The following is a 22710-nucleotide window of genomic DNA, read 5'->3' on the forward strand; positions in this document are numbered from 1 at the left end:
TGGGGCATTCAGGTTCAGCAGGGTCTGAAGGGATCAGAAGCCGGCGCTGATGGAACCCGTCGCAGCGAACGGTGCCGCGATCATGTAGGTCGGGGTGGAACCCTTGACCGTGTTGCCGAAGATGCCGCGCATCGTCGTGGCATTGGTCTGCAGACCAATCGGGAAGCCCAGATAGTGCTTGTTGGTGATGTTGGTCAGGTTCAGCTTGACGTTCGGGGCCTGGAGGAAGCCCAGGTTCTTGAAGCGGTAGCCCACGGTGATGTTCATCTTGACGTAGCCCGGGATGCTCTCGTCGTTCATGAACGTGGAATACTGCTTGGCGACGTATTTCAGGTTGTAGGCACCGAAGACATTGCCGTCGTCATAATCGAGGTTGAAGCCAACCTGATACTTCGGCGTTTCCGGAGCAAACTTGCCCTTGGTGGGCAGATAGTCGATGGACGAACCGCTGCCGGCACGCAGGTTGCTCGTCGTGCGGGCATCAACATACTCGAAAGAGACATACGGACGGATGTGATAGAAGATCGGACGCGTTCCGACTTCGGCATCCACACCGTTCGTGCTCTGGCCGCCAGCGTTGATGCTGCCGGTTGCGTAGCTGCTGCAGCTCTCGTCCAGACATTCGCTCTGGGAGAAGAAGCGGTTCGTGAAGTTGTAGTGGAAGTACGTGACCGAGGCCATGACCGTCGGACCCGTGTAACGCCAGCCGGCTTCTTCCGAAATCGAGATTTCAGGCTGCAGGTTGGTCGAGCCGTGCGTGGAATAGCCACCGTTCTTGTAGTAGGTGCCAGCGTCGTACAGGGAGTAGTTCGTCGGGATACGGAAGTTCGTGGAACCCGAGACGAAGACCTGCATTTCCGGATTGATCTGGTAACGGATCGCAGCGGTCGGCAGCGGCTGGTAATACGTCTTGTTGATGTACGGACCCGTGGACGTATCGGGCAGCATGTTGTGCGCATCGCGGGTGACGATGGCATATTTCAGGCCGCCGTCGATCGTCAGTTTGTTGTGCAGCAGCGACAGGCTGTCGCCGATGAACATCGTATGCGTCCGCGTCTGCGTCAGGCTCTGACGGTACTGGTAGGTCGTGCCGTCATTGAACACGAAGTTCGGGCCGGCGCCCCACAGGTTCCACGGCGTACCATCGGAAGCGATACCCGTTGCTGGTGCGGTCTGGGACTGCTTGGCATATTCGAACCAGTAACCGACCATCAGACGGTTCACACCCGTGGTCAGCGTCAGCTTCGTGACGGCACCCGGACGATACGTCGTCGTGATGGACGGCTCGTAGATCAGGCTGCCCTTTGTCTGCGTCTTGCCATCGAGCGTACCGCTCATGGACGTGGCGCCCCAGCTCGTCGGAAGGCTGTAGGCCGCACCGCCACTGCCGTCACCGTACCAGAAATACGGCGTTTCCGTCAGGACGAGGTGGTCCGTCAGCTTGAAGGTGGAAGGCGCACTGGCATAGATGTTGGTGAACGGGTTCTGATGCAGCTTGTAGTAGCTGGCGTCACCTGCCGTCGTCTTGCCGGTCGGGTCCTTGTAGACACCGTTATAAGAGGTGTTGGAAATCGTGGAGCCGGACGTGTTCTTGAACGTCGTGCCGTTCGGACGGGTACAGGTGCTGCCGCTGTAACAGGGCGCGATGTACTGGTCCTTCACACCGAAACCGTACGTCTCCCAGGACGCCTGGTTCACGCTCGGCGTCAGGTAGTTGTAAAGGCGGTTGCCGACGATCGCGAGCGAGACGCGGTTGCCGTCACCCCAGTCGTTCACGAACTTCGCTTCGGCATGAAGCTTGCGGTTCGTGGCCATGGAGTGGATGGCATCTTCGGTCGCATAGGAGCCGGAGAAATAGGCGCGCAGGTTGGTCTGGCCGATCTTGCCGGTATCCAGACGCAGGAAGCCGCGCGTGTAGTCGTATGACCCGTAGGAGACGTCGAACGCGCCGCCCTTCTTCATCTTCGGATCGATCATGTACATGTCGACCACGCCGCCGGTGGCGCTCAGATGCGGGCTGTCGAGGTCGGCGGAACCCTGTGCCAGGCTGACCTTGCGCAGGTTCTCGGAGTCCACGATTTCCTGGGAATAGACCGAGAAGGAACCGATATCGTTGATCGGGAAGCCTTCAAGCGTGAAGCCCATCTGCGACTGGTCGAGGCCGCGGGCGCTCATGTGGCTGCCCGTCAGACCTGCCGGATCGGAAGACGAAACGTTTGCGCCCGGAAGCAGTGCGATCAGCTGCATCGGGTCCTGACCCGGTGCCTGCTTTTCGATGTAGTCACGGGAGATGGCCGAAACGGACTTTGCGGAGTCCTGTTTCTGCATCAGACCACCACCGACATCGCGGCGCGTTACGCCATCGAAATAGGTGTGATGTCCGCTGACGGAGACATGTTCTTCATGTTCGTCTGTTGGAGCCGTATTGCCCATCATGGACGGAGCGGCAGCAGCGACTTTCGTGGGGCTCTTCTTGTTGGAAGAGGCCGTGCTGTCTGCGGGTGCGGCAAATGCCGACACCGTACCGAACGCAAACAGGGCCGAAGTCGAAAGCAGGCGAGCAAGGCGCATCGTATTTTCGGTCTTTCTCGGTCAGGTGAACTTTCAACCGAGAAAAAGCATGAGTACCGGCTCTATTTCAATCAGATGTAGAGTGATACAGTATGACATGAAAGGGATATGGCAATTTAGTCACATTTCGCTGATGTAACGGCACGAAATGGCAGGTAACTCCCTGCGTATTGTGACATTTGGAAGACATGACCCGTTTTTCTGGGGCGATCGTTTCAAAAAGTCATTCTGCCGGACGCAGTGCCTCGTCTGCGCTGTAGAGCTGTCGAGTCCTTTTTGCCTGCGCGGCCGTGGGGACGACATCGTGGCTGTTGCCGTTCAGATGGGGAATGGTTTTGCCCTTCAGGACAGGCACCAGATCGGGCAGGGACGAGATCCGGTCCATCGAAAACAGCTGATCGACGGCAAGCCGGCCATTGCGGTCGCAGACATACAGGGTCTGCGGACGGAAGACATGGTCCATCTCGTAAACCGACGAACAGGATTCCACGTGGTCGATGGCATGGTCCAGCGTGTGGAACGAGCGGTAGAGCGCGTTGACGGAAGGATGGATTTTCACCCGCGACGTGCCGCCACGACGGGCAAAGGCCCATGCGGAAACGAAACGCTTCACGGGATCGCGCCAGATCGCGAAGCTGGGAAGGGTCCGGCACAGATCGGGCGCGACATGCTGATAATAGCGCCAGGTCTCATGCATCATGATCCCGCCATACAGCAGGTCACAGATCGACGTGCCGCCGTTCTTGGGAACATGGATGAACAGCGCCCCGGCTTCGCGGATGCGTTCGATCCGCTGAAGGCGTTTGCGGCCCAGCGGCAGTCGCAGTTTCAGATCGGCGGCCCGGGCATGGACGTCGTTATACTGCCGGACCCGGAAGGTGCTGCACAACAGGCGCTGGGGAAGACCGGGCCCCTCTGCTTTCATGCCATCGCATCCTGTCGGAAGGTCGCGGTCCTGGTGAACCGTCTGGGCAGCAGAATGGGTCGTCATGATCGTGTCCTGATCCTGTATCCGATGGCAGGAACACTGACGTCCGGGGATATTCGAGGCAAAGGCCGTATTGTAACAGAATGAAAGCCATGTTGCAGAGTTGTGCGGTATCAAATCAGCCAGAAATGGATGTTTGTGTTTGACTTGTGTCGCCCGGGGCGCTTCATGACACCTGACGGTGCCCGGCCTGCCGGGTGAAAAGGGAACGCAGTGCAAAACTGCGGCTGCCCCCGCAACTGTAAGTGCTGACTGTCGCTCCGTAACGGGCGAACAGTACGGCTTCAGGAGAGAACCCACTGGCCCGGTGCCGGGAAGGGGCCTGAGACCGGAGCGCGAGCCAGGAGACCTGCCGTCAGCATGAGTTGTCCGAAGGACGGTCCGGGCGGGGTGCATCGGAACGCCGGGTCAGGCCCTGTCACTGCGGGTCTGCCTCCTTCTTGAGGGCGACGCAGAACGACGAGACATTACTATCGCCATGCCCCGTATTTCCTGCCTTCTTTTCGCGACGAGCATGCTTGTCGCCGTTCCCGCGCTGGCGTCCGTCCCGGCCCAGGAACCGGCACCGCCGCAGAAGCCCAAGGCACCCCCGGCTGTTCCCCGGACGACAGCCACCAGTGCCCCGCAGAGCACGCCGGACGCCGTGACCGCTACCGTCCCCGAGACCGTCACCGTAACGGCCAATCGCATCCCGCAGGACATCAGCAAGGTCGGCTCGCAGGTTACGGTTGTGACCCAGCGTGACATTGAACTTCTGCAGCGGCGCGACCTTGCGGACCTTCTGGCGCGTGAGCCGGGCCTGAACATGGTGCGCACGGGCGGCCCCGGCGGGACGGGGTCGATCTTCATGCGCGGGGTCAATTCCAATGAAGTGAAGGTGCGGCTGGACGGGATGGACATCAATGATCCGTCCACGCCGGCCGGGGCATTTGATACGGCGCAGTTCCTCACCGATGGTCTGGCCCGGGTGGAAATCCTGCGCGGACCGCAGAGTGGTCTTTATGGTGCAGATGCGATGGGCGGCGTCATCGACATGACGACCAAGCAGGGGCAGGGACCGCTGCACGGTTTTGTCCGTCTTGAAGGTGGCAGCTATTCCACCAAGAACGAGACGGCCGGGTTTTCAGGTTCGCTCCATCGTTTCCACTATATGGTTGAAGTCTCGCATAACCATGTCGGCGACTATCAGGCCGTGCCGAAAGCCATCCGCGCGCAGGTCCAAGGCCATGATGTCGCGTCCAACCGCAACGACAACCGTACGGCCAATGTACGCCTCGGCTATGACGTGACGGACAATTTCGATCTCGGCTTTACGGCCCATCTGACGCAGGCGGATTACGAATACGTCGCCGACGATTACAGCTCCTACCCTACGCTGCCGTCAGCCCAGCAGAACGAGAGCGACCTCAAACAGGCCATCCTGCGCGGTACCGCTCATCTGAAGTCCTTCAAGGGCGTGTTCGAGCAGACGCTGGGCGTTGGTTACATCACTTATGACCGCCATGACATTACGGCTGGCGATCCGGATATCTCGTCCAATCGCGGTGACCGTCTGAAAGTGGACTGGCAGGGCCTGACCCATCTCGGCCATAATGGCTCCTTCCTCGTCGGATACGACTATATCCGCGAGCGGATCATGACCCCGGTTTCCGCCCAGACCACGACGAACGCCGCCTGGGGACAGCTCGAAGGCCACTGGCACGACATCCTCTTCGGCTCAGCCAATATCCGCTACGACAACAATTCCCGTTACGGCAATTACGTGACCTGGCGCGTCGCTCCTGCCGTGAAGATCCCCGGCACCGGCCTGACACTGAAGGCCAGCGGCGGCTCGGGCTTCCACGGTCCGTCCCTGAACCAGCTCTTCGTCAGCTACCCGACCTATTACTTCCTGGCCAATCCGAACCTGCGGGCCGAGCGTCTCCTGGGTTTCGATGCCGGCTTTGAAGAGCGCCTTCTGGACGGCAAGCTGACCTTCGGCGCCGATTATTACGGCAACCATGTCCGCAACCTCATCAACACGGCGCTGTCGGGCTACAACTACACTTATGTGAATGTCGCCCGCGCCCAGACGCATGGTGTGGAAGCCTTCGTCGATTACCGCATCATCAAGAGCGTGGATCTGCGCGGAACCTATACCTGGACGGATGCCACGAACCGCAGCACCGGCGCTGCCCTCGTGCGCCGGCCCCGCCACAAGGCCACAGCCAGCGTCATCTGGACGCCGACCAAGCGCCTGAGCATCACGCCAAGCCTGCTCTATGTCAGCGGCTGGCACGATCTCGACCGTTACACGTCCATGAGCACGATCGGTCATGACTACGTCACGGTGAACATCGCTGCGGAATACAAGCTGGCCGACTTCGTCACCCTGTTCGCGCGCGGCGACAATCTGGGGAACCGGTATTATGAAAACCCGGTCGGCTATCTCCAGCCGGGCCGGTCCTTCTATGGCGGTGTGACGTTTGGCCTTTAAGGCGTTCCTTCACGCCCTTTCAGCCCCGATGGCAGTCCTGCTGCTGTCGGGCCTGATGACGGGTGCGATCGCCGGATCGGCCTGTGCCGGTCCGGTGCGGACCCGTATCGTTTCCCTGAACCTGTGCACGGACGAACTGCTGCTCGAACTGGCAGACCCGTCCCACATCCTCGGTCTCAGCCCATTGGCCACGGACTGCGCGGAATCCGTCCGCTGCGAGATCGCGGCGACCTATCCCGTCCAGCGCCCTGACGGCGAAAACCTCGTCGTCACCCACCCCGACGCCGTTCTGGACGGAACATGGCACCGCCCGACGGTCCCGCTCGTGACCAATGCCCTGCACGTCCCGTTCGTGCAGCTTCCCTCCATTGGGTCCCTTGCGGATATTCCCACGCAGATCCGCACCGTCGCCCATGCCATTGGCGAGGACGCACGCGGAGACAATATGATCCGCGCTTTTGCGGACCGTCTGGAAAGTCTCCATCCCGTCCATCCGGACCAGATCCTGACAGCCACGGTCATCGGCGCGAACCTTGCGGGAGAAGAAGGGGGCCTGATTTCCGATCTGCTGAAGCGTGCCGGATTCCGCCTGTCTGCTTCCGAACGCCCGGACGGCACCATCGCGCTCGAAACACTGATCGCCCATCCGCCCGACCTTCTGGTGACGGGCATGATTTCCGAAGGTGCGTCCCTGGCGGAAGATGCCGTGCATCATCCCGCCCTGCGGGACCGCTTCACGGGCGCGCATCTTCTGGCGCTTCCCGGCCGCCTGACCATGTGCGGCACGCCCGATACTCTCGATGCGCTGACCGCCCTGATCGCTGCGCATGACCGTCTGACCGGCACGGAGCCCTCGCCATGAGCCGCTATACATTAACCGTCGCCATATTGAGCGCCGTGGTTCTGGCTCTCGCCATCCTGTCACTGGCCGCAGGCCCGGCGGGGATCAGCGTCGTGCAAGGCCTGTCCGACATGCTGCATGGCCGCGAGACGATCGCCGCAACCATCATCGGCCAGATTCGCCTGCCGCGCATGATCCTGGCCCTGCTGATCGGTGAAACGCTCGGCCTGTCCGGCGCAGCACTTCAGGGACTGGTCCGCAACCCGCTCGCCGATCCGGGCGTACTGGGTATTTCGGGCTGCGGTGCGCTCGGCGCCGTACTGGTCTTTTATACCGGCGTTTCGGCAGTCTGGGCGCCCGCGCTCCCGCTGGCGGCCCTGTCCGGCGCTGGGCTCGCAACGCTCCTGCTTCTGGCCCTGACCCGTGGCGGCACGCTCGTTCTGGTGCTCGCCGGTGCAGCGCTGGGCTCCATGAGTGCCGCACTTCTGGCCCTGACGCTCAACCTCGTGCCAAGCCCCTATGCATCCTACGAAATCATGCACTGGCTCATGGGCTCCCTGTCCCGCGCCAGCCTGCATGACGTGCTGATCGCCACACCCGGCCTCCTGATCGGCTCGGCACTACTGTTCAGCACCGGACGCTCCCTCGACGCGCTGACCCTTGGCGAAGACGTCGCACAGACGATGGGCTTCCCCCTGCGTGCGGTGCAGTGGCGCGTCGTGCTCGGAACGGCGCTCGCGGTCGGCAGTGGCGTCGCCGTGGCAGGCGGGATCGGGTTCGTCGGCCTCGTCATGCCGCACCTGCTGCGTCCGCTCGCAGGCGCCCGACCGTCACGCCTTCTCCTGCCCTCCGCACTCGGTGGCGCGGCGCTTCTGCTGGCCGCGGATCTGTTCGTGCGCCTGCCCGTCAGCGGTGCCGAACTGCAACTTGGTGTCGTCACCTCCCTGATCGGAACGCCGGTCTTTTTCTGGCAGGTCTGGCGCCTGCGCGGCCGGCCGGTATGAGGAGCGCGCCATGATCCTCCAGACAGACACGATCAGCCTGACCCTTCAGGGCAACAGACTTCTCAATGATATCGCGCTCGACGTCCGCCCCGGCGAAGTCCTCGGCCTGATCGGCCCCAACGGTGCGGGCAAGAGCACCCTCCTGCGCATCATGGCCGGACTGCTCCGCCCCGAGACCGGCCGCGTTCTGCTGGACGGACAGGACCTGTTCACCATGCCGCCCGAAGAGCGCGGCCGGCATCTGGCCTATCTCCCGCAGGAAGCGCCCGCTGCCATCGGCATGAGCGTGCGGGATGTCGCAATGCTCGGGCGCCTGCCCCATCGGCGCACGGCCTCGGCGGAACAGAATGAAACAGCCGTGCAGCAGGCTCTCGATGCGGTCGGGACGAGCGCATTCGCTGACCGCTCCTCCGCCCGTCTCTCAGGCGGCGAACGCGCCCGCGTCCTGCTTGCCCGCGCGCTGGCGGTTCAGGCTCCCATCCTGCTGGCGGACGAACCCGTCGCGGCCCTCGATCCCGCGCAGGCCCTGACGGTCATGGACCTGTTTGGCCAATGCGCTGCACAGGGTCAGGCCGTCGCCGTCGTTCTGCACGATCTGGCGCTCGCGGCCCGCTTCTGCACGCGCATTGCTGTCCTGTCGCAGGGCCGCCTCGTCAGTATCGGCACGCCTGCCGAAGTCCTGACAGACGCCCTGTTCGCCGAGGTTTACGGCGTGGCGGTGCGACGCTGCGGCGAGGTCGCCGTGCCCTGGTCGCTGGTCTCGAGTGCGCGACGCCCATAACGTCGCGCCAGCAGCGTGCAGGTGAAGAGCTGGATCTGGTGATAGATCATCAGTGGCAGGACGATGATGCCAACCGAAGCCGCCGGGAAAATCACGCTCGCCATCGGCACGCCTGACGCCAGCGACTTCTTCGAGCCGCAGAACTGAAGCGCGATCTTGTTCTCCGTCGTCTGCCCCAGCCCGTCGCCCATCAGATGCGACAGCACCAGAACCAGCGTCAGCATGAAACTGTCGAGCAGTGCCACTTCCAGCAGATGCGCCCCCGAAACCCGGTGCCAGATCCCTTCCACAACGGCCGAGCTGAACGCCGTATAGACGACCACGATGATGGACCCGCGATCGGTGAACGAGATCAGGATCTTGTGTTTCCAGACGATCGGCCCGACCCATTTCTGAAGGATCTGCCCGAGTGCAAACGGAAGCAGCAGTTCCTTGCCTACATCCAGAACGGATTCCAGCGGTGAATGTCCGGCCCCCACATGCCCGAGCACCACGCCCGTCAGCAGCGGCGTGAGCGCAATGCCCGCGATGTTGGAAACCGTCGCCGCACAGATCGCCGCCGGAACATTGCCCTTCGCGATGGAGGTCAGCGCGATGGAAGACTGCACGGTGGACGGCAGGCAGCACAGGAACAGAATGCCCGACCACAGCTCTTCACCGAACAGCGCATCCGGAAAGACCGCCCGGAACAGCAGATGCAGCCCGATCCCCAGCAGCGGAAACAGCGCGAACGTGCAGAGCAGCACGCTTCCCTGAAGCTTCCAGTCCTTCACACTGTCCACAATGGCGTGACGTTCGAGCTTCGCGCCCTGGAAGAAGAACATGAACGTGATGAGGATCGTCACGACATGCTGGAGAATGTGCTCCATCTGCCCCCGGCAGGGCAGGAAAGAGGCCAGCGCGATCGCGGCGATGAGGGACAGGAGAAAGGGGTCGAGACGCTTCATGCCGCACTATGTCTGTATCCGGGCCGGACATGCAACGTCCTGCCCCGGGCTCACGCCCGCTCTTTTGAAAACGGGCGTCTCATGTATCCTGTCCGCCATGACAGACCATAATGACCTGCCAGTCCCGGGCCGCCGCCGCGCCCTGACATCCCTTCTTGCCGCCGGAACCGTTGCCGGCACCGTCGGCAGCAGCCTGCGTCTGACGGGGAATGCCAGCGCTGCCGATGAACCGCCGAAAGACGCGCTCACGCCTCACGGCCATCAGCCGAGCAATGCGCATATCGAACCCGCCGATCAGCCCGGCGCAAATAACAAGCCTGTCATCCGCACCCAGAGCGACTATTTCTATCGCCCTTCCATTCATTTCTCGCCGCCTACCGGCTTCATGAATGACCCCAACGGCCTGATCTTCGACGGCCAGACCTACCATCTCTATTACCAGTACGACCCGACCGCCCCCTACGCCGGACGCGTCCACTGGGGCCACGCCACCAGCACGGATCTCTACACCTGGCAGGACCAGCCCATCGCCATCGACCAGACGGCAGCGGGCGAGGCCTATACCGGCTGCGTCGTGCTGGACCGCAACAACGTCTCGGGTCTTTTCCCGCCCCGCAAACCGGAGGCCGCCGCTGCTCCTCCGGCGACCCCGACGGCCACGCAGGCCGCCGTGCAGGCGCTCGCCCCGGAACTGCGGAAAACCACATCTGACACGCCTTACGCGCCCGACAAAATGCCCGCGCTCGGCCCGAATGAGTCCGCCCCGTTCGGCTCGGTCTATGCTCCTTCAAGCAGCGCCGAAACCCATGCTGCCCCGCCTGCGCTCCCGCCCATGCCCGGCGGACTGGTCGCGATCTACACGCGCGCCACACCGCAGAGCCAGACGCAGTACATCGCCTGGAGCCCCGATGGCGGCCAGCATTACATCGACTACGACCACAACCCGATCCTGAATATCGGCGTCAATTCCTTTCGCGATCCCAAGGTCTTCTGGCACGAGGCCAGCGGCAAATGGATCATGGTCGTGGTCAGCGCACGCGCTCACAAGGTGCTGTTCTACGGCTCCATCGACCTGCTGCACTGGATGCATCTCAGCAGCTTCGGTCCCGCCGGCCTGTTCGGCGTGGACTACGAGTGTCCCAACCTGATCGAACTCGACATCGAGGGCGATGAAAAAGGCAGGCGATGGGTGCTGTTCGTCTCCGTCAATCCGGGCGGCCCGCTGGGCGGCAGCGTCACGCAGTATTTTGTGGGCGATTTCGACGGCGAACGCTTTACGCCCGACAACACGGTGATCGGCCTGACGGACTTCGCCAAGGACAGCTACGCCATGCAGGTCTATGACAGCATGCCGGACAACAAGGCGGTCTATTTCGCCTGGTTCGGCAACTGGCAGTACTGCGAGGAAGTTCCCAACCGGAGCTGGCGCGGCCTCATGACGCTGCCGCGCCGCATGTTCCTGCGCCGGGATGAAATGAACTGGCTGCGTCTGGTCCAGCGCCCCTACGGGCTCGAAGCCTTCCGTGGCGAGAAAATCCCGTTCAAGGTGGAGCGTATCGCGGCCCAGAGCGGTGTCCAGGTTGCGCTGCCCACCGGCACCGCCATCGAACTGCTCCTGACCGTCACCGTCGATGAGCGCAGCAACCCGCAGCCGGACGGCGAACAGGGCCGTGCGGGCCGCTTCGTCATTGTGTTCTCGAACGGGCAGGGAGAGTCCCTCTCCATCGGCTTCGACGCCTTCTCAAGCCAGCTCTGGCTCGACCGTGGTGACCTGCACGGCTTCTCCCAGCCCTTCTTCACGGAGCGTTTCTCCACGCCCCTGATCGCCAACAGCCGCCGCTTTTCCCTGCGTCTGGTGCTGGATGCCTGCGCGCTGGAACTCTTCGCCAATGACGGCCTCTCCGTCGCCACGGCCCTGGTCTTCCCCGCCAATCCGCTGACGACGCTGGGCCTTCAGGCGACCAATACCGGCGCGACCATTGAAGAGCTGGCGCTGTATCCGCTGCGCAAGACCATGGACCGTCCGACGGCGTTGTGATGCAGGGCGCTGCCCTGCACCCGGAAGGGGGCTCGCTCCCTTCACCCCTTTTAGCAATGGGGTGGCAGATAGGTGAGGTAGGTGGCTTCCGAGAACAGCCCCATTTCCGCCCGCCGTTTGTCCAGCGTCTTCGGATCGTCGCCGCCCGCATCAAGCGAACGGGGTGCATAGTGATGGTTCTGGCACGAAAGCTGGGAGCCATAATGCTGCTTGCCTGTCGTTGCCAGCATGACCCGGTCTGTCAGCAATGCATAATCCGGCCTGTTGAATTTGCCAGCGTGAACATAGGGCGCAAGCTGACGCAGCGCCCTGGCCTGAAAGGCCGGATCCTCATCGGCATGCTGCACTATCAGCCAGACCATTTTTGCAGTTCTCGGTCCCGCCTTTATCACGGCTGACCATCCCTTCGTGTCCAGCAGATGCCGCACCCAGTGACTGTTGTCCCAATCCACATCTTCAAATCTGTGTACAGTACGGTTTTTCAGCATTCTGAGTGTATCGGCATCAACGCCTGACAGAGTGTCTAATGTTTCCATCCCAAGGGGTCCCCGCCAGGCCTGATCGGGAATGATGCGTGCTGTGGCCTCTTCTTCGAGCGTGTTCTCTTCTGCCCCCTGAATGGCATTGACTGAAGCTGTGATCCCGGCCGCGTAAGTCTGGAAATAGGGAAGGCTGCGGGACAACGCTGTCTGGAACGTCTCCCAAGTTGCAAAACCTTCCGGCGCAGAGATGACGTTAAGGATCTGCGAACACAGCCGGTCCTGATAGCCGCGATCTTTCGGAACGGACGCGATAATCCCGAGCTTTTTCAGCTCCGCATCCTGTACAAGTGCCGCATTCTGCATGCAGGCCTTGCCGTAAGCCTTAATGGCCTTCCAGTCCGCGACCTGCTGCGTGGTCGCACCCGGAAAAGCACCCCGGACCAACCCGTAATCGCCGGGCTCGAAACTGCCGTCATGAATAAGCGGCGCCAGAACTGGCGGCGGCGCAGGAGCCGCGGATGCTGCTGCAAACGCGCCCAGACCGGCCAGTAGGAAAAGCATACGAAAACGGGCCATCATGACGACATCCGGTAAGGAAATGTTTCGTCACGATGGCCCGCATCAGAGGCTCAGATCAAGACCGTAACGGTCTCAGCCGCCCGTGATCCTGTTCTTCAGATTGTGAAGGCTGGTCGAAACCTGCTTCTGCCACTCGCTCATACGGTCGTGCCATTCGGTCGAATGCTGCTGCACGAGGACGCGCTCGGCTTCTGCGGCTGCAGCGGCCTGGGCCTTCTGCTGGGCCAGGACCTCGCGCTCCACGGCCTCGATCGGCCGACGCAGCACCAGCGATGCACCCAGCGACGCCGCCAGATCGTCCACGACCTGCGGCACATATTCCTGAACCGTCGCGATCACGGCCGTCGTCCCCACGGGAATGACGGAGGCGATCTGTGCCAGAAGGCTGCTGCGGATGGCCGCATCCTCAACCGACAGGCTCGATCCCACGAGCGCACCCATGGACGCCCCAAGAAGCACACCCAGTGGCCCCAGAAGAAGCCCGACGAGCGAGCCCAGAAGTGTTCCGTTCAGAACCTGCTCGCCTGAAGATCCGTTGGCCCAGTTGTCATGAATGGTGATGTTGCCGTCCGTGGTACGCTCAACGACAGCCTCGTTGATGACGACCAGCTTCTGGTCTGCAGCCCGTTCCCGCAGTTCGGAAAACGCCTGGAAGGCCTTGCTCTGCTCGGTGAAGGAGAGAACAAGAATGTTGGTATCCATGATCTGTCACGCTCCGCTCCCCCGCGAAAAAATGCAGGAAGAGCCGGGCACGCGGGGGAAGTGTCCGGCCTGTCACCGCAGCCTTCCCGGAAGGCTGCGGCAGGAGGACACCAGATTATCGGCTCAGCGTAAAGGTCAGACCCTGCGCACCCGCAGCCAGACGCGCACCTTCGGTCGCCGTCTCGATCTTGATGCGAACGCCGTTGCTGTTGGACAGGACAGCGCCACCCAGACCCTTGTCCAGCGTCGCTTCCCCGGCGAGGGAGCCGTAGCTGCCGTCGAAATCATGCAGGTGCTTCAGGTTGTAGACGGTGCCTTCGGCCTTCAGGGCGGAGAAGCCGACGGCGGCGATGTTCCCGCCGCTGACCTTGAAGTGATAGGTATGATGGCCGTAGGTCAGGGTGCCGTCACCCCAGGTGTAACCCACGCCGACATCCGCCGAATGGGCGGTGAGCGTGACATGTCCGACAGGGGCCCCGAGCGTATCTTCAGCGCGTACGGCAGGAGCTGCGACAAGACCGGCACCGAAAAGGACGGCTGCAAGGGCGACGCCACGGCGGCTGATATTGAAAGACATCATGAAACCTTCTGTCTGTTTTCATAGTCAGGCCCTGCGGGTGCAAACCCGTGTGACACTGACACTTGAGAAGACAACGCTCCGACGCGGGTTCGGATGCATGCGAAGGGAGAATTCATGTTCCTGTCCTCAGTCTCTGGTCAGGGGATGCTGAAATTGAAGTGCATCCTGTAGTGTGAACTGACGGGATGACCGTTTCTCATCGCGGGGAAATAGGATGCCTGAACCACATAGTCGCGTGCGGCCTGATTCAGCTCCGCATAATGCCCTTCCTGGACCAGACAGTCATGGGAATGGCCCTGTGCATCGATCGTACAGGCCATCGTGACGTGATCTTCGATATGCCGGTCGACCATGTCCTGGGGATAACGGGGCGTGCCGGACACGGCGCGGTTGAGCCGGGCGGCGTGGGTGTTGTCCTGATGGTCCGATATGCCGAAGAGCCTGCCCGGGCCGATATTCAGATGGGCGATCTGCGGCACCAGAACAGCAACCTGAAACAGGCAGATGCAGAGCAGGGGCAGCAAAAACCAGACTGGCGGCTGGCGACGTCGCCCGTTGGCATCAGTCTCGGGACAGGGCTGGAGTTCAGGCTGGGGGCTCTGCTCCGGTTCCATCCGGGGTGGAATGTCAGGGTCGTGATGCCGGGAAAGGGGATCGTCCATTTTTCGGTTCCCGATATCTCCGGGCGCGAGAGATGAGGCCTGTTTCAGACGGCGATGGCCTGCCCGGCGTCATCATGGAAGATCCGGCTGTCAGAACGCCAGAGGGAATCGCGCCATGACAGAGGCAGCCATTCGCGTGAAGCGCTGATCAGAAGATGATTTTTCAGGGGAAAAATGGTGCCCAAGGGCGGAATCGAACCACCGACACTGCGATTTTCAGTCGCATGCTCTACCAACTGAGCTACTTGGGCACCGAGCTTCAGGGCGGACCCCGTTGCGGAGATGGGGTTTAACTGATGATTGAGGCGGGATCAACCCTCCCTGTCGCGATATTCGTCGTGCTCTTCGTCATTATCCTGACGAAAGGACGGAACGCGGTAGGTCCCGCTGAACCAGCGGCCCAGATCGACATCCGCACAGTGACGGGAGCAGAAAGGCCGGAACTGCGGATCGGTGGGCCGATGGCAGATCGGGCAGGTGGCGTTGCTCATGACAGGCTCCAGCTTGCGGGTGGGGCATTGGGATCAAGGACAAGGTCCAGCGGCCGGGCGCGACGGGATATGAAATCCGCCAGGGCGTCGGGGTCGTTTTCCAGCGCCCTGACGAGTCCGATCGAGGCGGTCAGCGTTTGGCCGGGACGGTTTTCGCGCAGGATCGTCCTGAGGATGGACAGTGCCTGCCCATGTGGGGAGGACAGGAGTTCATGCAAGGGGGGACGGCGGCGCGGGCGCGTCAGTTCCAGCAGGCCGGAGGGGGTGGCGCCGAGGACGTCCGGTTTCAGGGGATCGCCAGCCAGAGCCTCACGCAGGAAGGGGACGAGAGCCGGGCGTTTGCGCGTCTTCACGCCCGCCGGATCTACAAGAATCGTGCCTGAGAGGTTCCGCAGGCGGATCTGTCGGGCCAGTTCCGGGAAGGCTGCGATATTGCCCTTGAAGTCCGGGGCGCCAGTGCTGTCGAGATCGATGGCGACAAGGGCGGGGGTTGGGAAGATGCTGGCGGTCAGGAGGCCCAGATCGGCCTCGGGGCTGCCGAGACTGTCGAAATCTGCCTCAAGCGCACCGTCGAACGCCTGCTGGCAGCGCTGAAGGCGCGGACGCAGCCGGGCGGGGAGTTTTGCCGCAATGCCCGGATCGTCCACGAAAATCGGAGCCTCCGGATAGCGGTCTGCCAGTTCATCGAGCGGGGTTGGTCCGCGTTCGAGCAGTTTGGGGCCGGAGGGGGCCCCAGTGGGTATGTCCGCACGGCGCAGGCGCAGGCCTTTGCCGTTCTGGGCGGCGCGGCTGACGCGCGCTGCGGTCAGGGCCCCTTCGATCAGGGCTTCGCGGGTGGAGAGGAAGCCGCTCTGACCGTCTTCGAGCAGGACGAATGCACCGCCCAGAGCGGGAGCGGCTTTCTGGACGCGGACGACGTGCCAGTCTTCCAGACCATCCGGGCAGCCGGGACGCCAGATCGCGGCATCCAGCAGGGTGTCATGGTCCGTGACAGCAATCCGCACTTCGCCCGGAGAACAGGCTGCGCGGATTTCGGTCATGCGATCCAGCCACCCGAGGGCTTGCCGACCGGCTGTCCGCGCAGGAGCTGGGCCGTTTCAAACAGTGGCAGCCCCACGACGGCGGAATAGCTGCCGCCGATCTGGCGGATATGGGCGGCCGCGGCGCCCTGGATGGCATAGCCGCCCGCCTTGCCCTGCCAGTCTCCCTGCGCGATCAGGGCGTCGATCTGCGCGTCCGTCAGGCGATGGAAAATGACGGAAGTTTCCACCAGCCGCTCGCAGGGCGTGCCTTGTGGCCAGCCCGCGCTCGGGCGCAGGACCACGGCCGTCAGCACCTTGTGGCGCCGGCCGGAGAGCAGCTTCAGGCAGGCGCGGGCCGTCTTTTCGTCTTCGGCTTTCGGCAGGACGCGGCGGCCCACGGAGACCACCGTATCCGCGCCGAGGACGAGCGCTGCATCCGTGCGCTGCGCGGCCACATGCTCCGCCTTCTGGCGGGCGAGGCGCTGCGCGAGCGGGCGCGGCAGTTCACCGGGGCGCGGTTCTTCGTCGATATCGGCGCTGACGACGGCGTCGGGCACGATGCCGATCTGTTCCAGCAGGCTCAGGCGGCGCGGGGAGGCGGAGGCCAGAACGAGCTTCGGACGGTCCGGAAGGCCGGATGACCCTTCTGCGGAAGACGGGGAGGCGGTCATGCGGCGGACTGTCTTACTTGAAGCGGAACGTGATCCGGCCCTTGGACAGGTCGTACGGCGTCATTTCGACGTTCACGCGGTCACCGGCCAGAACGCGGATGCGGTTCTTGCGCATCTTGCCGCTGGTGTGGGCCAGAATGGTGTGCTCGTTGTCGAGCGTGACGCGGAACATGGCGTTGGGAAGCAGTTCCATGACGGTGCCGGTAAACTCGATCAGGTCTTCTTTTGACATGTGAATCCTTGCTTCAGGGACAGGGTAATGATCTGCGCGCGGCAGTGGCTCCGGTGCGGAGCCAGAAAATCCAGCCCGCTATGTGCGGACTGTCAGCCCAAAGGTCAAGCATGACCGGTCCCTGTCCGGGGATTCTTGCGGTTTTTTGGCACTCTTGCGTCGTGCCGCCCTCTCAGGCAGCACGACGGGATCTGTTCAGGACGCTTTGGCAGCCGCCGCGGCCCGGGCGGCCATCTTTTCCTCTTCGGTCCAGACGCGGCGCTCGCGCACCTTCTGCGGCTTGACCTGCTTGACCGGACCGCCGCCGAGCACGGGCGGGCGCATGGTGGAGTTCCGGGCCTCTTCCGAGTGCCATTCATGGCTGTCATGAACGTCCAGAGTCCGGCCGATTTCACGCTCGACGGCATGCAGCCAGGCGCGCTGCTCAGCATCGCAGAGCGTGATGGCAAAACCGCTGCGGCCCGCACGGCCCGTGCGGCCGATCCGGTGCACATAGCTTTCCGGCAGGCTCGGCAGGTCGTGGTTGATCACATGCGTGACGGTATCGACGTCAATGCCGCGGGCGGCGATATCGGTCGCCACCAGAACCTGAACGTCGCCTTCGCGGAAGGCGTTCAGGGCGCGCTCGCGCTGACCCTGCGAGCGGTTGCCGTGCAGGGCCTCGGCCGTAATGCCGGATTCCGTCAGGAAGGTGCAGACGTCGTTGGCGATGTTCTTCTGCAGCGTGAAGACGACGGCCTGACCGATGCCCGGCGTCCGGAGCTGCGCCAGAAGGGCCGCTTTTTTGTCGGATGCGTTGAGGAACATGACCGACTGCGCGATCCGGTCCACCGTGCTCGAGGGCGGTGCGATCTCGACCTTGGCCGGGTTACGCAGGAGGCTCTCGACGAGGGCTGCGATGGATTTCGGCATCGTTGCGGAAAACAGCACCGTGTGCCGGTCTTCGGGGAGCGTTGCGACAATGCGTTCGATCGGCTTGGCAAAGCCCATGTCCAGCATCTGGTCCGCTTCGTCCAGAACCAGCGTCTCAAGCTGCGACAGGTCGCATAGACCCTGCTCGATCAGGTCCAGCAGGCGTCCCGGTGCGGCGACGATGATGTCCACGCCCTCTTCAAGCGCCTTGACCTGATGCACCTGACTGACGCCGCCGAAAATCGTGGTGACGCGCACCGGCTGGTGACGGCTGAAGCTCTCGAACCCGTCCGCAATCTGGGAAACCAGTTCACGCGTGGGTGCCAGAACCAGAACGCGCGCGCCGTTTTTGGGTGCGGGACGGGGCGTTGCGGCGAGCCGGTGCAGCAGGGGCAGCGCGAAAGAGGCTGTCTTGCCGGTGCCGGTCTGGGCCAGACCGAGCAGATCACGGCCTTCAAGAAGCAGCGGAATGGACTGGGCCTGAATGGGCGTGGGTTTGACGTAACCCGCTTCGTCCAGCGCGCGGAGAAGCGTGGGCGCCAGGGCGAGATCGGCAAAAGCCTGGGCAGAAGTTGGGGACATGATGAAGCGGCGCCTCCGGCGCTGAGTAAAGCTGCGCCTGATGGGGCTTCGCGGATTCAGAAAACGGGCTTGTACGAATGATGCCTGCCGCCGTCAACGCAACGAAGAGCATGCCTAACCGGTCTGTCAGGACAGTTTGGAAATATCGCGCATGGCCACGACCAGAGACATGTGTGACGTCAGAAGCCGCTGCGGCAGCGTGGGCAGATAGATCCGGATGGCCTCAAGGCGTTTGGACTCCGGAAGTGCCGCAAAAGGTGGCCGCGATCCGGGCCCCTCACTGCCCGCATCGTAGCTTTTGGCAATTGCGGCAAGGAGGGAGGCAGGGACCGAAGCAAGAAGCGCTCTCTGCGCGGGATTCAGAAGCCGGTCCCGCAGGGGGTCGGAGAGGGTGCGCTCTTCCGCTATTTTCGGGGGCTCGTAAGGCTTGAGTTGGCTCAGCGGGAATTCAACCTCCACGCCATTGGCCTGCTCCACATAGCCGGTGGCGCCGTCGATATCGACCAGCCTGCCGTCATGCGTGCCCTTCAGGTCCGAAACATGATCACCGATCGACAACTTGGCCATGACTGATTTCTCCTTCTCGGTACGGATCCTAGAGCAGTTCCGGAGCCGAAGCTTACGAAATCTCGGTCATGAGGGTTCCGATCATGTCGATGACATGCTGCCCCTCGATCGCCCGAGTGCATTCGAACTGTCGTGGCGTGCCCCTGTGCCGGGGACACCAGAGATAGTCTTTCGGGTCCATCTGATGGCGGGGATCGTTCGCGCAGCCGTGGCAGACATTTCTGTTGATCGGGCGCCAGGGTGTCGTGAATTCGTTGAAAGGCTGCGTAAAGCCCGAGATCATGACCACGGGACAGTTGACCGCCCATGCCAGCCAGGACAGGCCGCTGGAGAGACCAACGAAGAACCGGGCATGCTTCAGCCACATCGCCCGCTCTGCCAGCGGTCGGTTGCCTGTCTGGTCCTCGACGCCGTTGGGAATGCTGTTCCAGACGATCCCGTGGCCCGCAACAGGTTTCTGGTCGATGCAGACAACCCTCAGGCCCTGCTGTTTCAGAAAGGCGACCACCTCTCTCCAGCCATGAGGATTGTTCCAGTATTTGGCCTGCCCCGAGACCTGTGTCGCGATACAGACATAAGGCTCATCCAGCGGCGGCGTTGACGCAATGTCTGAAAGGCGGGGACGGATTTCACGCGGCGCCTGTCCCAGAATATGGGCGGCCGTCCCTGTCAGTCCCGCGAGGCGATAATCGACAGGCTGATAGATCCCGTTCTCGTCATTGTAAAAAACGCAGACCTTGTACGACGCGTAATAAAGTGTTCCGTCTTCCGCATCCGGTGTGACCATCCGGATGAAGGGATAGGCATCACGCAGAAGGGCGGCCAGCGGCGCTTTCATGACGCAGGTCAGCCGGCACTGGTGCTCCAGGCGGAAGCACTCGACTTGACCGATCCAGGCAAGATGATCGCCCAGCGCGCCGAGGCTCATGTCGATACGCACATCCCTGTCCCGCAGGTCCAGATCGTGAGCAAAGATTTTCTGCCCGCCACGCCAGATTTCGAAGCCGAATTTCACGAAAGACCGCCGCGTGGAGTGCAGGGTTCCTTCGTTCAGGGGCATATCGGCAAGAACGGTTTCGGTTTCCCGGTCACGCAGCCGCACTCGCCAGGGAATATCGCTTTTCGGGAAGGCGATACGGGCCCCGTCATTGAAGTCGAAACGAATGCCTTCAGGTCCGGAGAAAGTCGGGGGCAGTGGGGGGGAGACGGTTTTGTGCCGCCATTGGGCGGCAGAGCCGGGTCAGCCATTGCAACGCGCCTGTCGTGGCTGTGCGGAGGACCGGTTGGGGCGGGTTGCCGGATGCTGATTCCTGTCTTTCCTGCGGGGGCGTATCGTCCTGCGCGTGTGTGATCTCATGTCCCTGTAGACCCTGTCTTCCAGTCCGACACGGACGATGCATCAGCACTGTGATCGCGGGAAGGGGGAAGGTGAAAACGCAGGCCCGGCTTCATAAAACTATCATATCCCCCCTGACGCTGAATCCGTTATCAGCCCTTGTATCGGACCTCGGAATGACCCCTCTGCCGGATCTGGCACGGGGGCTGCGGGCTCAGGACTGGCGGTGAGACATCATCCGCATTTCGATATGGTGCGATCTTTGGTTATGACGGGAACAGAAGACGGCGCGTACGGGAACTCCGGCATGGACGGACCATCCGCATCACCTCTGGCGGGCATGGTCCGGATCATGCGGTGTCTGGGTGTTGTTCTTGCCATGACCGCGCTGGGCGGAAGCTGTTACGCCCAGTCCTCGCAGGATGTCTGTGATCCCGCGCCGGATGGCCGGAACCCCTGTCCCCAGACTTTTCATCGTCCCAGACAGGAGCCCCTGTCGCAGATGGCGCAGATCGGGCGCATGCTGTTTTACGACAGGGCACTGTCCGGCTCGGGCAAACTGTCCTGCGCGTCCTGCCATGATCCGGCGAACCATTATGGGCCGACGGGTAATGCGTCCGTTTTCGAAGGCGGGGCGGATCTGCACCGGCAGGGACGGCGTGCGATTCCCACACTGACTTATCTGGAACGTATGCCGCCGTTCAGTATCGGGCCGGATCTGGGAAATGACGATGTTGCACCGCGCGTCATCGGTGTGCCGAGTACGGGAAACCAGCGCGGCAGCAAAAGTGCTACGGATACAGCGTCATCCGCCGCCCATATCGTTCCACAGGGCGGACTTTTCTGGGATGGTCGGGTCGATACATTTCAGCAACAGGCGGGTGGACCGCTTTTTGATCCCGATGAGATGGCTTCCACGCCGGAGCGTGTTACTGCACGGCTGAACACGGCACCTTATCGTGCGGCTCTTCTCGCGCTGGCAGGAGCGCGGGGAGAAAAGGATCCTGCCTTCCTGCGTGAAGAAGCGCTGTTCGCAATCGGGCGCTATGAGCTGGAAGACCGTCATTTCCATGAATATTCCAGCAGGTTTGATGCTTGGCAGGAAGGAAAGGCCCGGTTCACACCGCTCGAGCGTCAAGGGTATCTCCTGTTCAACGATCCGCAGAAAGGCAACTGTGCGGCCTGTCACCTCGATCACATCACGCGCGATGGCCTTCCTCCGCTTTTTACCGATCATCAGTATGAAGCGCTCGGTGCGCCACGCAACATGGCGATCAGCCGCAATGCCGTCGCCAGCTATGACGATCTCGGGGTGTGCGATGCTCAGCCCCACGGTCGGAAGGCCTTTGCGGCATATTGCGGGATGTTCGTGACGCCGACGTTGCGTAATGTCGCTACACGTCATGTCTTTTTCCATAACGGTGTTTTTCATACGCTCGAGGCGGTTATGGATTTCTATGCAGTCCGGGACCTGCAGCCTGAAAAGTTCTATCCGCGTACGCCTGATGGAAAAATCAAAGCGTATGATGACATTCCGGAACAATATCGTTCTAATATTGATACGATGGATGCGCCCTTCGATCGAAAACCCGGAGAGCAGCCCGCGCTAACCGAGAGCGAGCGCCGTGCGATCATTGCGTTCCTGGGCACGCTGACGGACACGGGTGCTCCGGCTTCGCCGCCGGTCGCAGAGAAATCTACGGGACAGACAAGGGAAACGACAGGATGGGTGATGTGATCCAGACGCCGGATGCGGTGGTCGAGGCTTCTGCCGCAGCGGCGGAACAGTCTTCCGTCTCGTCGGCAGAAGAGAAAAAGGACGGAAAGCCCGGAGACAAGAATCCGTTTCTGGATCCTGCGCCAATCCCCGTGTTTGAGGGGCCGCGGGGAATCCGGTTTGACTTCAACCAGGGCGCGCGCGTCATTCTGCCGGCCCGTGAAAGCGGGCAGTGGCACGCTGTTCTGCGCGACCTGGAGGGTTCTAAAAACCCCCTGGTTTTGAGGTCTTCTGTATGATTCTATTTCTTCTGCGTTGATTGAGGGAATGGCGATATGAAGCAGTCTGGTTTCTTTGATGTTGAAGAGCGTCTTGCCCGGCTGAGTGGGCTTGGCGATCAGCTCGAAGCGTTTTCCCGGACTGTGGATTTTGAAGCGTTCCGTCCTGATCTGGACAAGGCCCTGGCGTATTCCGATGGAAGCAAGGGCGGACGACCGCCATTTGATCCTGTGCTGATGTTCAAGATCCT

20 protein-coding genes, 1 tRNA gene, 2 pseudogenes and 1 riboswitch are annotated in these 22710 nt (G+C 62.1%); of the genes and pseudogenes, 8 read left to right on the forward strand and 15 right to left on the reverse strand.

What is annotated here, in order from left to right; translation table 11 throughout:
* Positions 1-33 precede the first annotated feature (33 nt).
* Together GOX01_RS08460 and GOX01_RS08465 are read right to left on the reverse strand one after the other, a co-directional pair.
* Entirely contained in the window at positions 34-2571 is a 2538-nt protein-coding gene (locus tag GOX01_RS08460; RefSeq protein ID WP_011252581.1) for a TonB-dependent receptor, read from the reverse strand.
* Between the two features lie 223 nt (positions 2572-2794).
* Positions 2795-3562 (reverse strand): sulfotransferase family protein, encoded by a 768-nt coding sequence (locus tag GOX01_RS08465; protein ID WP_062269638.1) that lies wholly within the window; start codon positions 3560-3562, stop codon positions 2795-2797.
* Positions 3563-3721: 159 nt separating this feature from the next.
* Positions 3722-3930, forward strand: a riboswitch (cobalamin riboswitch).
* Positions 3931-4037: 107 nt separating this feature from the next.
* Between GOX01_RS08465 and GOX01_RS08470 the strand changes: the two genes are divergently transcribed.
* From GOX01_RS08470 to GOX01_RS08485, 4 genes and pseudogenes are all read left to right on the forward strand, one after another.
* A complete protein-coding gene (locus GOX01_RS08470; protein WP_024716736.1) occupies positions 4038-6035 on the forward strand; it encodes a TonB-dependent receptor plug domain-containing protein in 1998 nt (665 codons plus the stop codon).
* Positions 6036-6063: 28 nt separating this feature from the next.
* Positions 6064-6897, forward strand: coding sequence for an ABC transporter substrate-binding protein (locus GOX01_RS08475; RefSeq protein ID WP_011252578.1), 834 nt, complete (start codon positions 6064-6066; stop codon positions 6895-6897).
* Positions 6894-7880, forward strand: coding sequence for a FecCD family ABC transporter permease (locus GOX01_RS08480; protein WP_011252577.1), 987 nt, complete (start codon positions 6894-6896; stop codon positions 7878-7880). The genes GOX01_RS08475 and GOX01_RS08480 overlap by 4 nt, the downstream gene beginning before the upstream one ends.
* A gap of 73 nt (positions 7881-7953) precedes the next feature.
* Positions 7954-8661 (forward strand): annotated as a pseudogene (locus GOX01_RS08485) (ABC transporter ATP-binding protein); the annotation flags it as partial.
* On the opposite strand, the gene GOX01_RS08490 reads toward GOX01_RS08485, so the two are convergent.
* Positions 8586-9608: a bile acid:sodium symporter family protein gene (locus tag GOX01_RS08490; protein ID WP_011252575.1), complete on the reverse strand. Its 1023-nt coding sequence runs from the start codon at positions 9606-9608 to the stop codon at positions 8586-8588. The pseudogene GOX01_RS08485 and the gene GOX01_RS08490 sit on opposite strands and share 76 nt — an antisense overlap.
* A gap of 97 nt (positions 9609-9705) precedes the next feature.
* Between GOX01_RS08490 and GOX01_RS08495 the strand changes: the two genes are divergently transcribed.
* Positions 9706-11646: a glycoside hydrolase family 32 protein gene (locus tag GOX01_RS08495; RefSeq protein WP_174787480.1), complete on the forward strand. Its 1941-nt coding sequence runs from the start codon at positions 9706-9708 to the stop codon at positions 11644-11646.
* A gap of 50 nt (positions 11647-11696) precedes the next feature.
* On the opposite strand, the gene GOX01_RS08500 is transcribed toward GOX01_RS08495, so the two are convergent.
* The 12 genes from GOX01_RS08500 to GOX01_RS08555 all read right to left on the reverse strand — a co-directional run bounded on the left by GOX01_RS08500 (position 11697) and on the right by GOX01_RS08555 (position 20323).
* On the reverse strand, positions 11697-12707 hold the full coding sequence (locus GOX01_RS08500) for a DUF6624 domain-containing protein (protein WP_011252573.1): 1011 nt from the start codon (positions 12705-12707) through the stop codon (positions 11697-11699).
* Between the two features lie 72 nt (positions 12708-12779).
* Positions 12780-13409 (reverse strand): DUF1269 domain-containing protein, encoded by a 630-nt coding sequence (locus GOX01_RS08505; protein ID WP_011252572.1) that lies wholly within the window; start codon positions 13407-13409, stop codon positions 12780-12782.
* A gap of 115 nt (positions 13410-13524) precedes the next feature.
* A complete protein-coding gene (locus tag GOX01_RS08510; RefSeq protein ID WP_011252571.1) occupies positions 13525-13986 on the reverse strand; it encodes a hypothetical protein in 462 nt (153 codons plus the stop codon).
* Between the two features lie 140 nt (positions 13987-14126).
* Positions 14127-14651 carry an energy transducer TonB gene (locus GOX01_RS08515; RefSeq protein ID WP_011252570.1) on the reverse strand — a complete coding sequence of 175 codons (525 nt, stop codon included), beginning with the start codon at positions 14649-14651 and terminating at the stop codon, positions 14127-14129.
* 175 nt (positions 14652-14826) lie between these two features.
* Positions 14827-14902 (reverse strand) — tRNA-Phe (locus tag GOX01_RS08520).
* Between the two features lie 60 nt (positions 14903-14962).
* The gene (locus GOX01_RS08525) at positions 14963-15142 is read right to left on the reverse strand and encodes a DNA gyrase inhibitor YacG (protein ID WP_024716732.1); all 180 of its coding nucleotides are present in this window, start codon (positions 15140-15142) and stop codon (positions 14963-14965) included.
* The gene (locus GOX01_RS08530; protein WP_011252569.1) at positions 15139-16182 is read right to left on the reverse strand and encodes a ribonuclease E/G; all 1044 of its coding nucleotides are present in this window, start codon (positions 16180-16182) and stop codon (positions 15139-15141) included. Before GOX01_RS08530 ends, GOX01_RS08525 begins: the two co-directional genes overlap by 4 nt.
* The gene (locus tag GOX01_RS08535; protein WP_011252568.1) at positions 16179-16835 is read right to left on the reverse strand and encodes a Maf family protein; all 657 of its coding nucleotides are present in this window, start codon (positions 16833-16835) and stop codon (positions 16179-16181) included. The genes GOX01_RS08530 and GOX01_RS08535 overlap by 4 nt, the downstream gene beginning before the upstream one ends.
* 13 nt (positions 16836-16848) lie before the next feature.
* Entirely contained in the window at positions 16849-17067 is a 219-nt protein-coding gene (infA, locus tag GOX01_RS08540; RefSeq protein ID WP_007282896.1) for a translation initiation factor IF-1, read from the reverse strand.
* A 195-nt stretch (positions 17068-17262) separates the two neighbouring features.
* Entirely contained in the window at positions 17263-18561 is a 1299-nt protein-coding gene (locus tag GOX01_RS08545) for a DEAD/DEAH box helicase (protein WP_011252567.1), read from the reverse strand.
* Between the two features lie 126 nt (positions 18562-18687).
* Positions 18688-19128 carry a hypothetical protein gene (locus GOX01_RS08550; protein ID WP_011252566.1) on the reverse strand — a complete coding sequence of 147 codons (441 nt, stop codon included), beginning with the start codon at positions 19126-19128 and terminating at the stop codon, positions 18688-18690.
* Positions 19129-19180: 52 nt separating this feature from the next.
* Positions 19181-20323, reverse strand: a complete 1143-nt coding sequence (locus tag GOX01_RS08555; protein WP_062269639.1) for an autotransporter strand-loop-strand O-heptosyltransferase — start codon at positions 20321-20323, stop codon at positions 19181-19183.
* 448 nt (positions 20324-20771) lie between these two features.
* Between GOX01_RS08555 and GOX01_RS08560 the strand changes: the two genes are divergently transcribed.
* The 3 genes and pseudogenes from GOX01_RS08560 to GOX01_RS08570 form a co-directional block, all read left to right on the forward strand.
* Complete coding sequence (locus tag GOX01_RS08560; protein WP_011252564.1) at positions 20772-22202, forward strand: cytochrome-c peroxidase; 1431 nt, start codon at positions 20772-20774, stop codon at positions 22200-22202.
* Entirely contained in the window at positions 22190-22480 is a 291-nt protein-coding gene (locus GOX01_RS08565; protein ID WP_011252563.1) for a hypothetical protein, read from the forward strand. The genes GOX01_RS08560 and GOX01_RS08565 overlap by 13 nt, the downstream gene beginning before the upstream one ends.
* 36 nt (positions 22481-22516) lie before the next feature.
* Positions 22517-22710, forward strand: a pseudogene (locus GOX01_RS08570) (IS5/IS1182 family transposase); the annotation flags it as partial.

The sequence above is a fragment of the Gluconobacter oxydans genome, from assembly GCF_006539685.1.
Classification (GTDB): domain Bacteria; phylum Pseudomonadota; class Alphaproteobacteria; order Acetobacterales; family Acetobacteraceae; genus Gluconobacter; species Gluconobacter oxydans.

Bases quoted from the DNA above. Each gene is read 5' to 3' on its own strand.
- GOX01_RS08545 (WP_011252567.1), bottom strand. From the start codon at position 18,561: ATGTCCCCAACTTCTGCCCAGGCTTTTGCCGATCTCGCCCTGGCGCCC.
- GOX01_RS08495 (WP_174787480.1), top strand. From the start codon at position 9,706: ATGACAGACCATAATGACCTGCCAGTCCCGGGCCGCCGCCGCGCCCTG.
- GOX01_RS08530 (WP_011252569.1), bottom strand. From the start codon at position 16,182: ATGACCGAAATCCGCGCAGCCTGTTCTCCGGGCGAAGTGCGGATTGCT.
- GOX01_RS08535 (WP_011252568.1), bottom strand. From the start codon at position 16,835: ATGACCGCCTCCCCGTCTTCCGCAGAAGGGTCATCCGGCCTTCCGGAC.
- GOX01_RS08565 (WP_011252563.1), top strand. From the start codon at position 22,190: ATGGGTGATGTGATCCAGACGCCGGATGCGGTGGTCGAGGCTTCTGCC.
- GOX01_RS08490 (WP_011252575.1), bottom strand. From the start codon at position 9,608: ATGAAGCGTCTCGACCCCTTTCTCCTGTCCCTCATCGCCGCGATCGCG.
- GOX01_RS08525 (WP_024716732.1), bottom strand. From the start codon at position 15,142: ATGAGCAACGCCACCTGCCCGATCTGCCATCGGCCCACCGATCCGCAG.
- GOX01_RS08510 (WP_011252571.1), bottom strand. From the start codon at position 13,986: ATGTCTTTCAATATCAGCCGCCGTGGCGTCGCCCTTGCAGCCGTCCTT.
- GOX01_RS08505 (WP_011252572.1), bottom strand. From the start codon at position 13,409: ATGGATACCAACATTCTTGTTCTCTCCTTCACCGAGCAGAGCAAGGCC.
- GOX01_RS08550 (WP_011252566.1), bottom strand. From the start codon at position 19,128: ATGGCCAAGTTGTCGATCGGTGATCATGTTTCGGACCTGAAGGGCACG.
- GOX01_RS08515 (WP_011252570.1), bottom strand. From the start codon at position 14,651: ATGGACGATCCCCTTTCCCGGCATCACGACCCTGACATTCCACCCCGG.
- GOX01_RS08465 (WP_062269638.1), bottom strand. From the start codon at position 3,562: ATGACGACCCATTCTGCTGCCCAGACGGTTCACCAGGACCGCGACCTT.
- infA (WP_007282896.1), bottom strand. From the start codon at position 17,067: ATGTCAAAAGAAGACCTGATCGAGTTTACCGGCACCGTCATGGAACTG.
- GOX01_RS08480 (WP_011252577.1), top strand. From the start codon at position 6,894: ATGAGCCGCTATACATTAACCGTCGCCATATTGAGCGCCGTGGTTCTG.
- GOX01_RS08470 (WP_024716736.1), top strand. From the start codon at position 4,038: ATGCCCCGTATTTCCTGCCTTCTTTTCGCGACGAGCATGCTTGTCGCC.
- GOX01_RS08500 (WP_011252573.1), bottom strand. From the start codon at position 12,707: ATGATGGCCCGTTTTCGTATGCTTTTCCTACTGGCCGGTCTGGGCGCG.
- GOX01_RS08560 (WP_011252564.1), top strand. From the start codon at position 20,772: ATGGACGGACCATCCGCATCACCTCTGGCGGGCATGGTCCGGATCATG.
- GOX01_RS08460 (WP_011252581.1), bottom strand. From the start codon at position 2,571: ATGCGCCTTGCTCGCCTGCTTTCGACTTCGGCCCTGTTTGCGTTCGGT.
- GOX01_RS08475 (WP_011252578.1), top strand. From the start codon at position 6,064: ATGGCAGTCCTGCTGCTGTCGGGCCTGATGACGGGTGCGATCGCCGGA.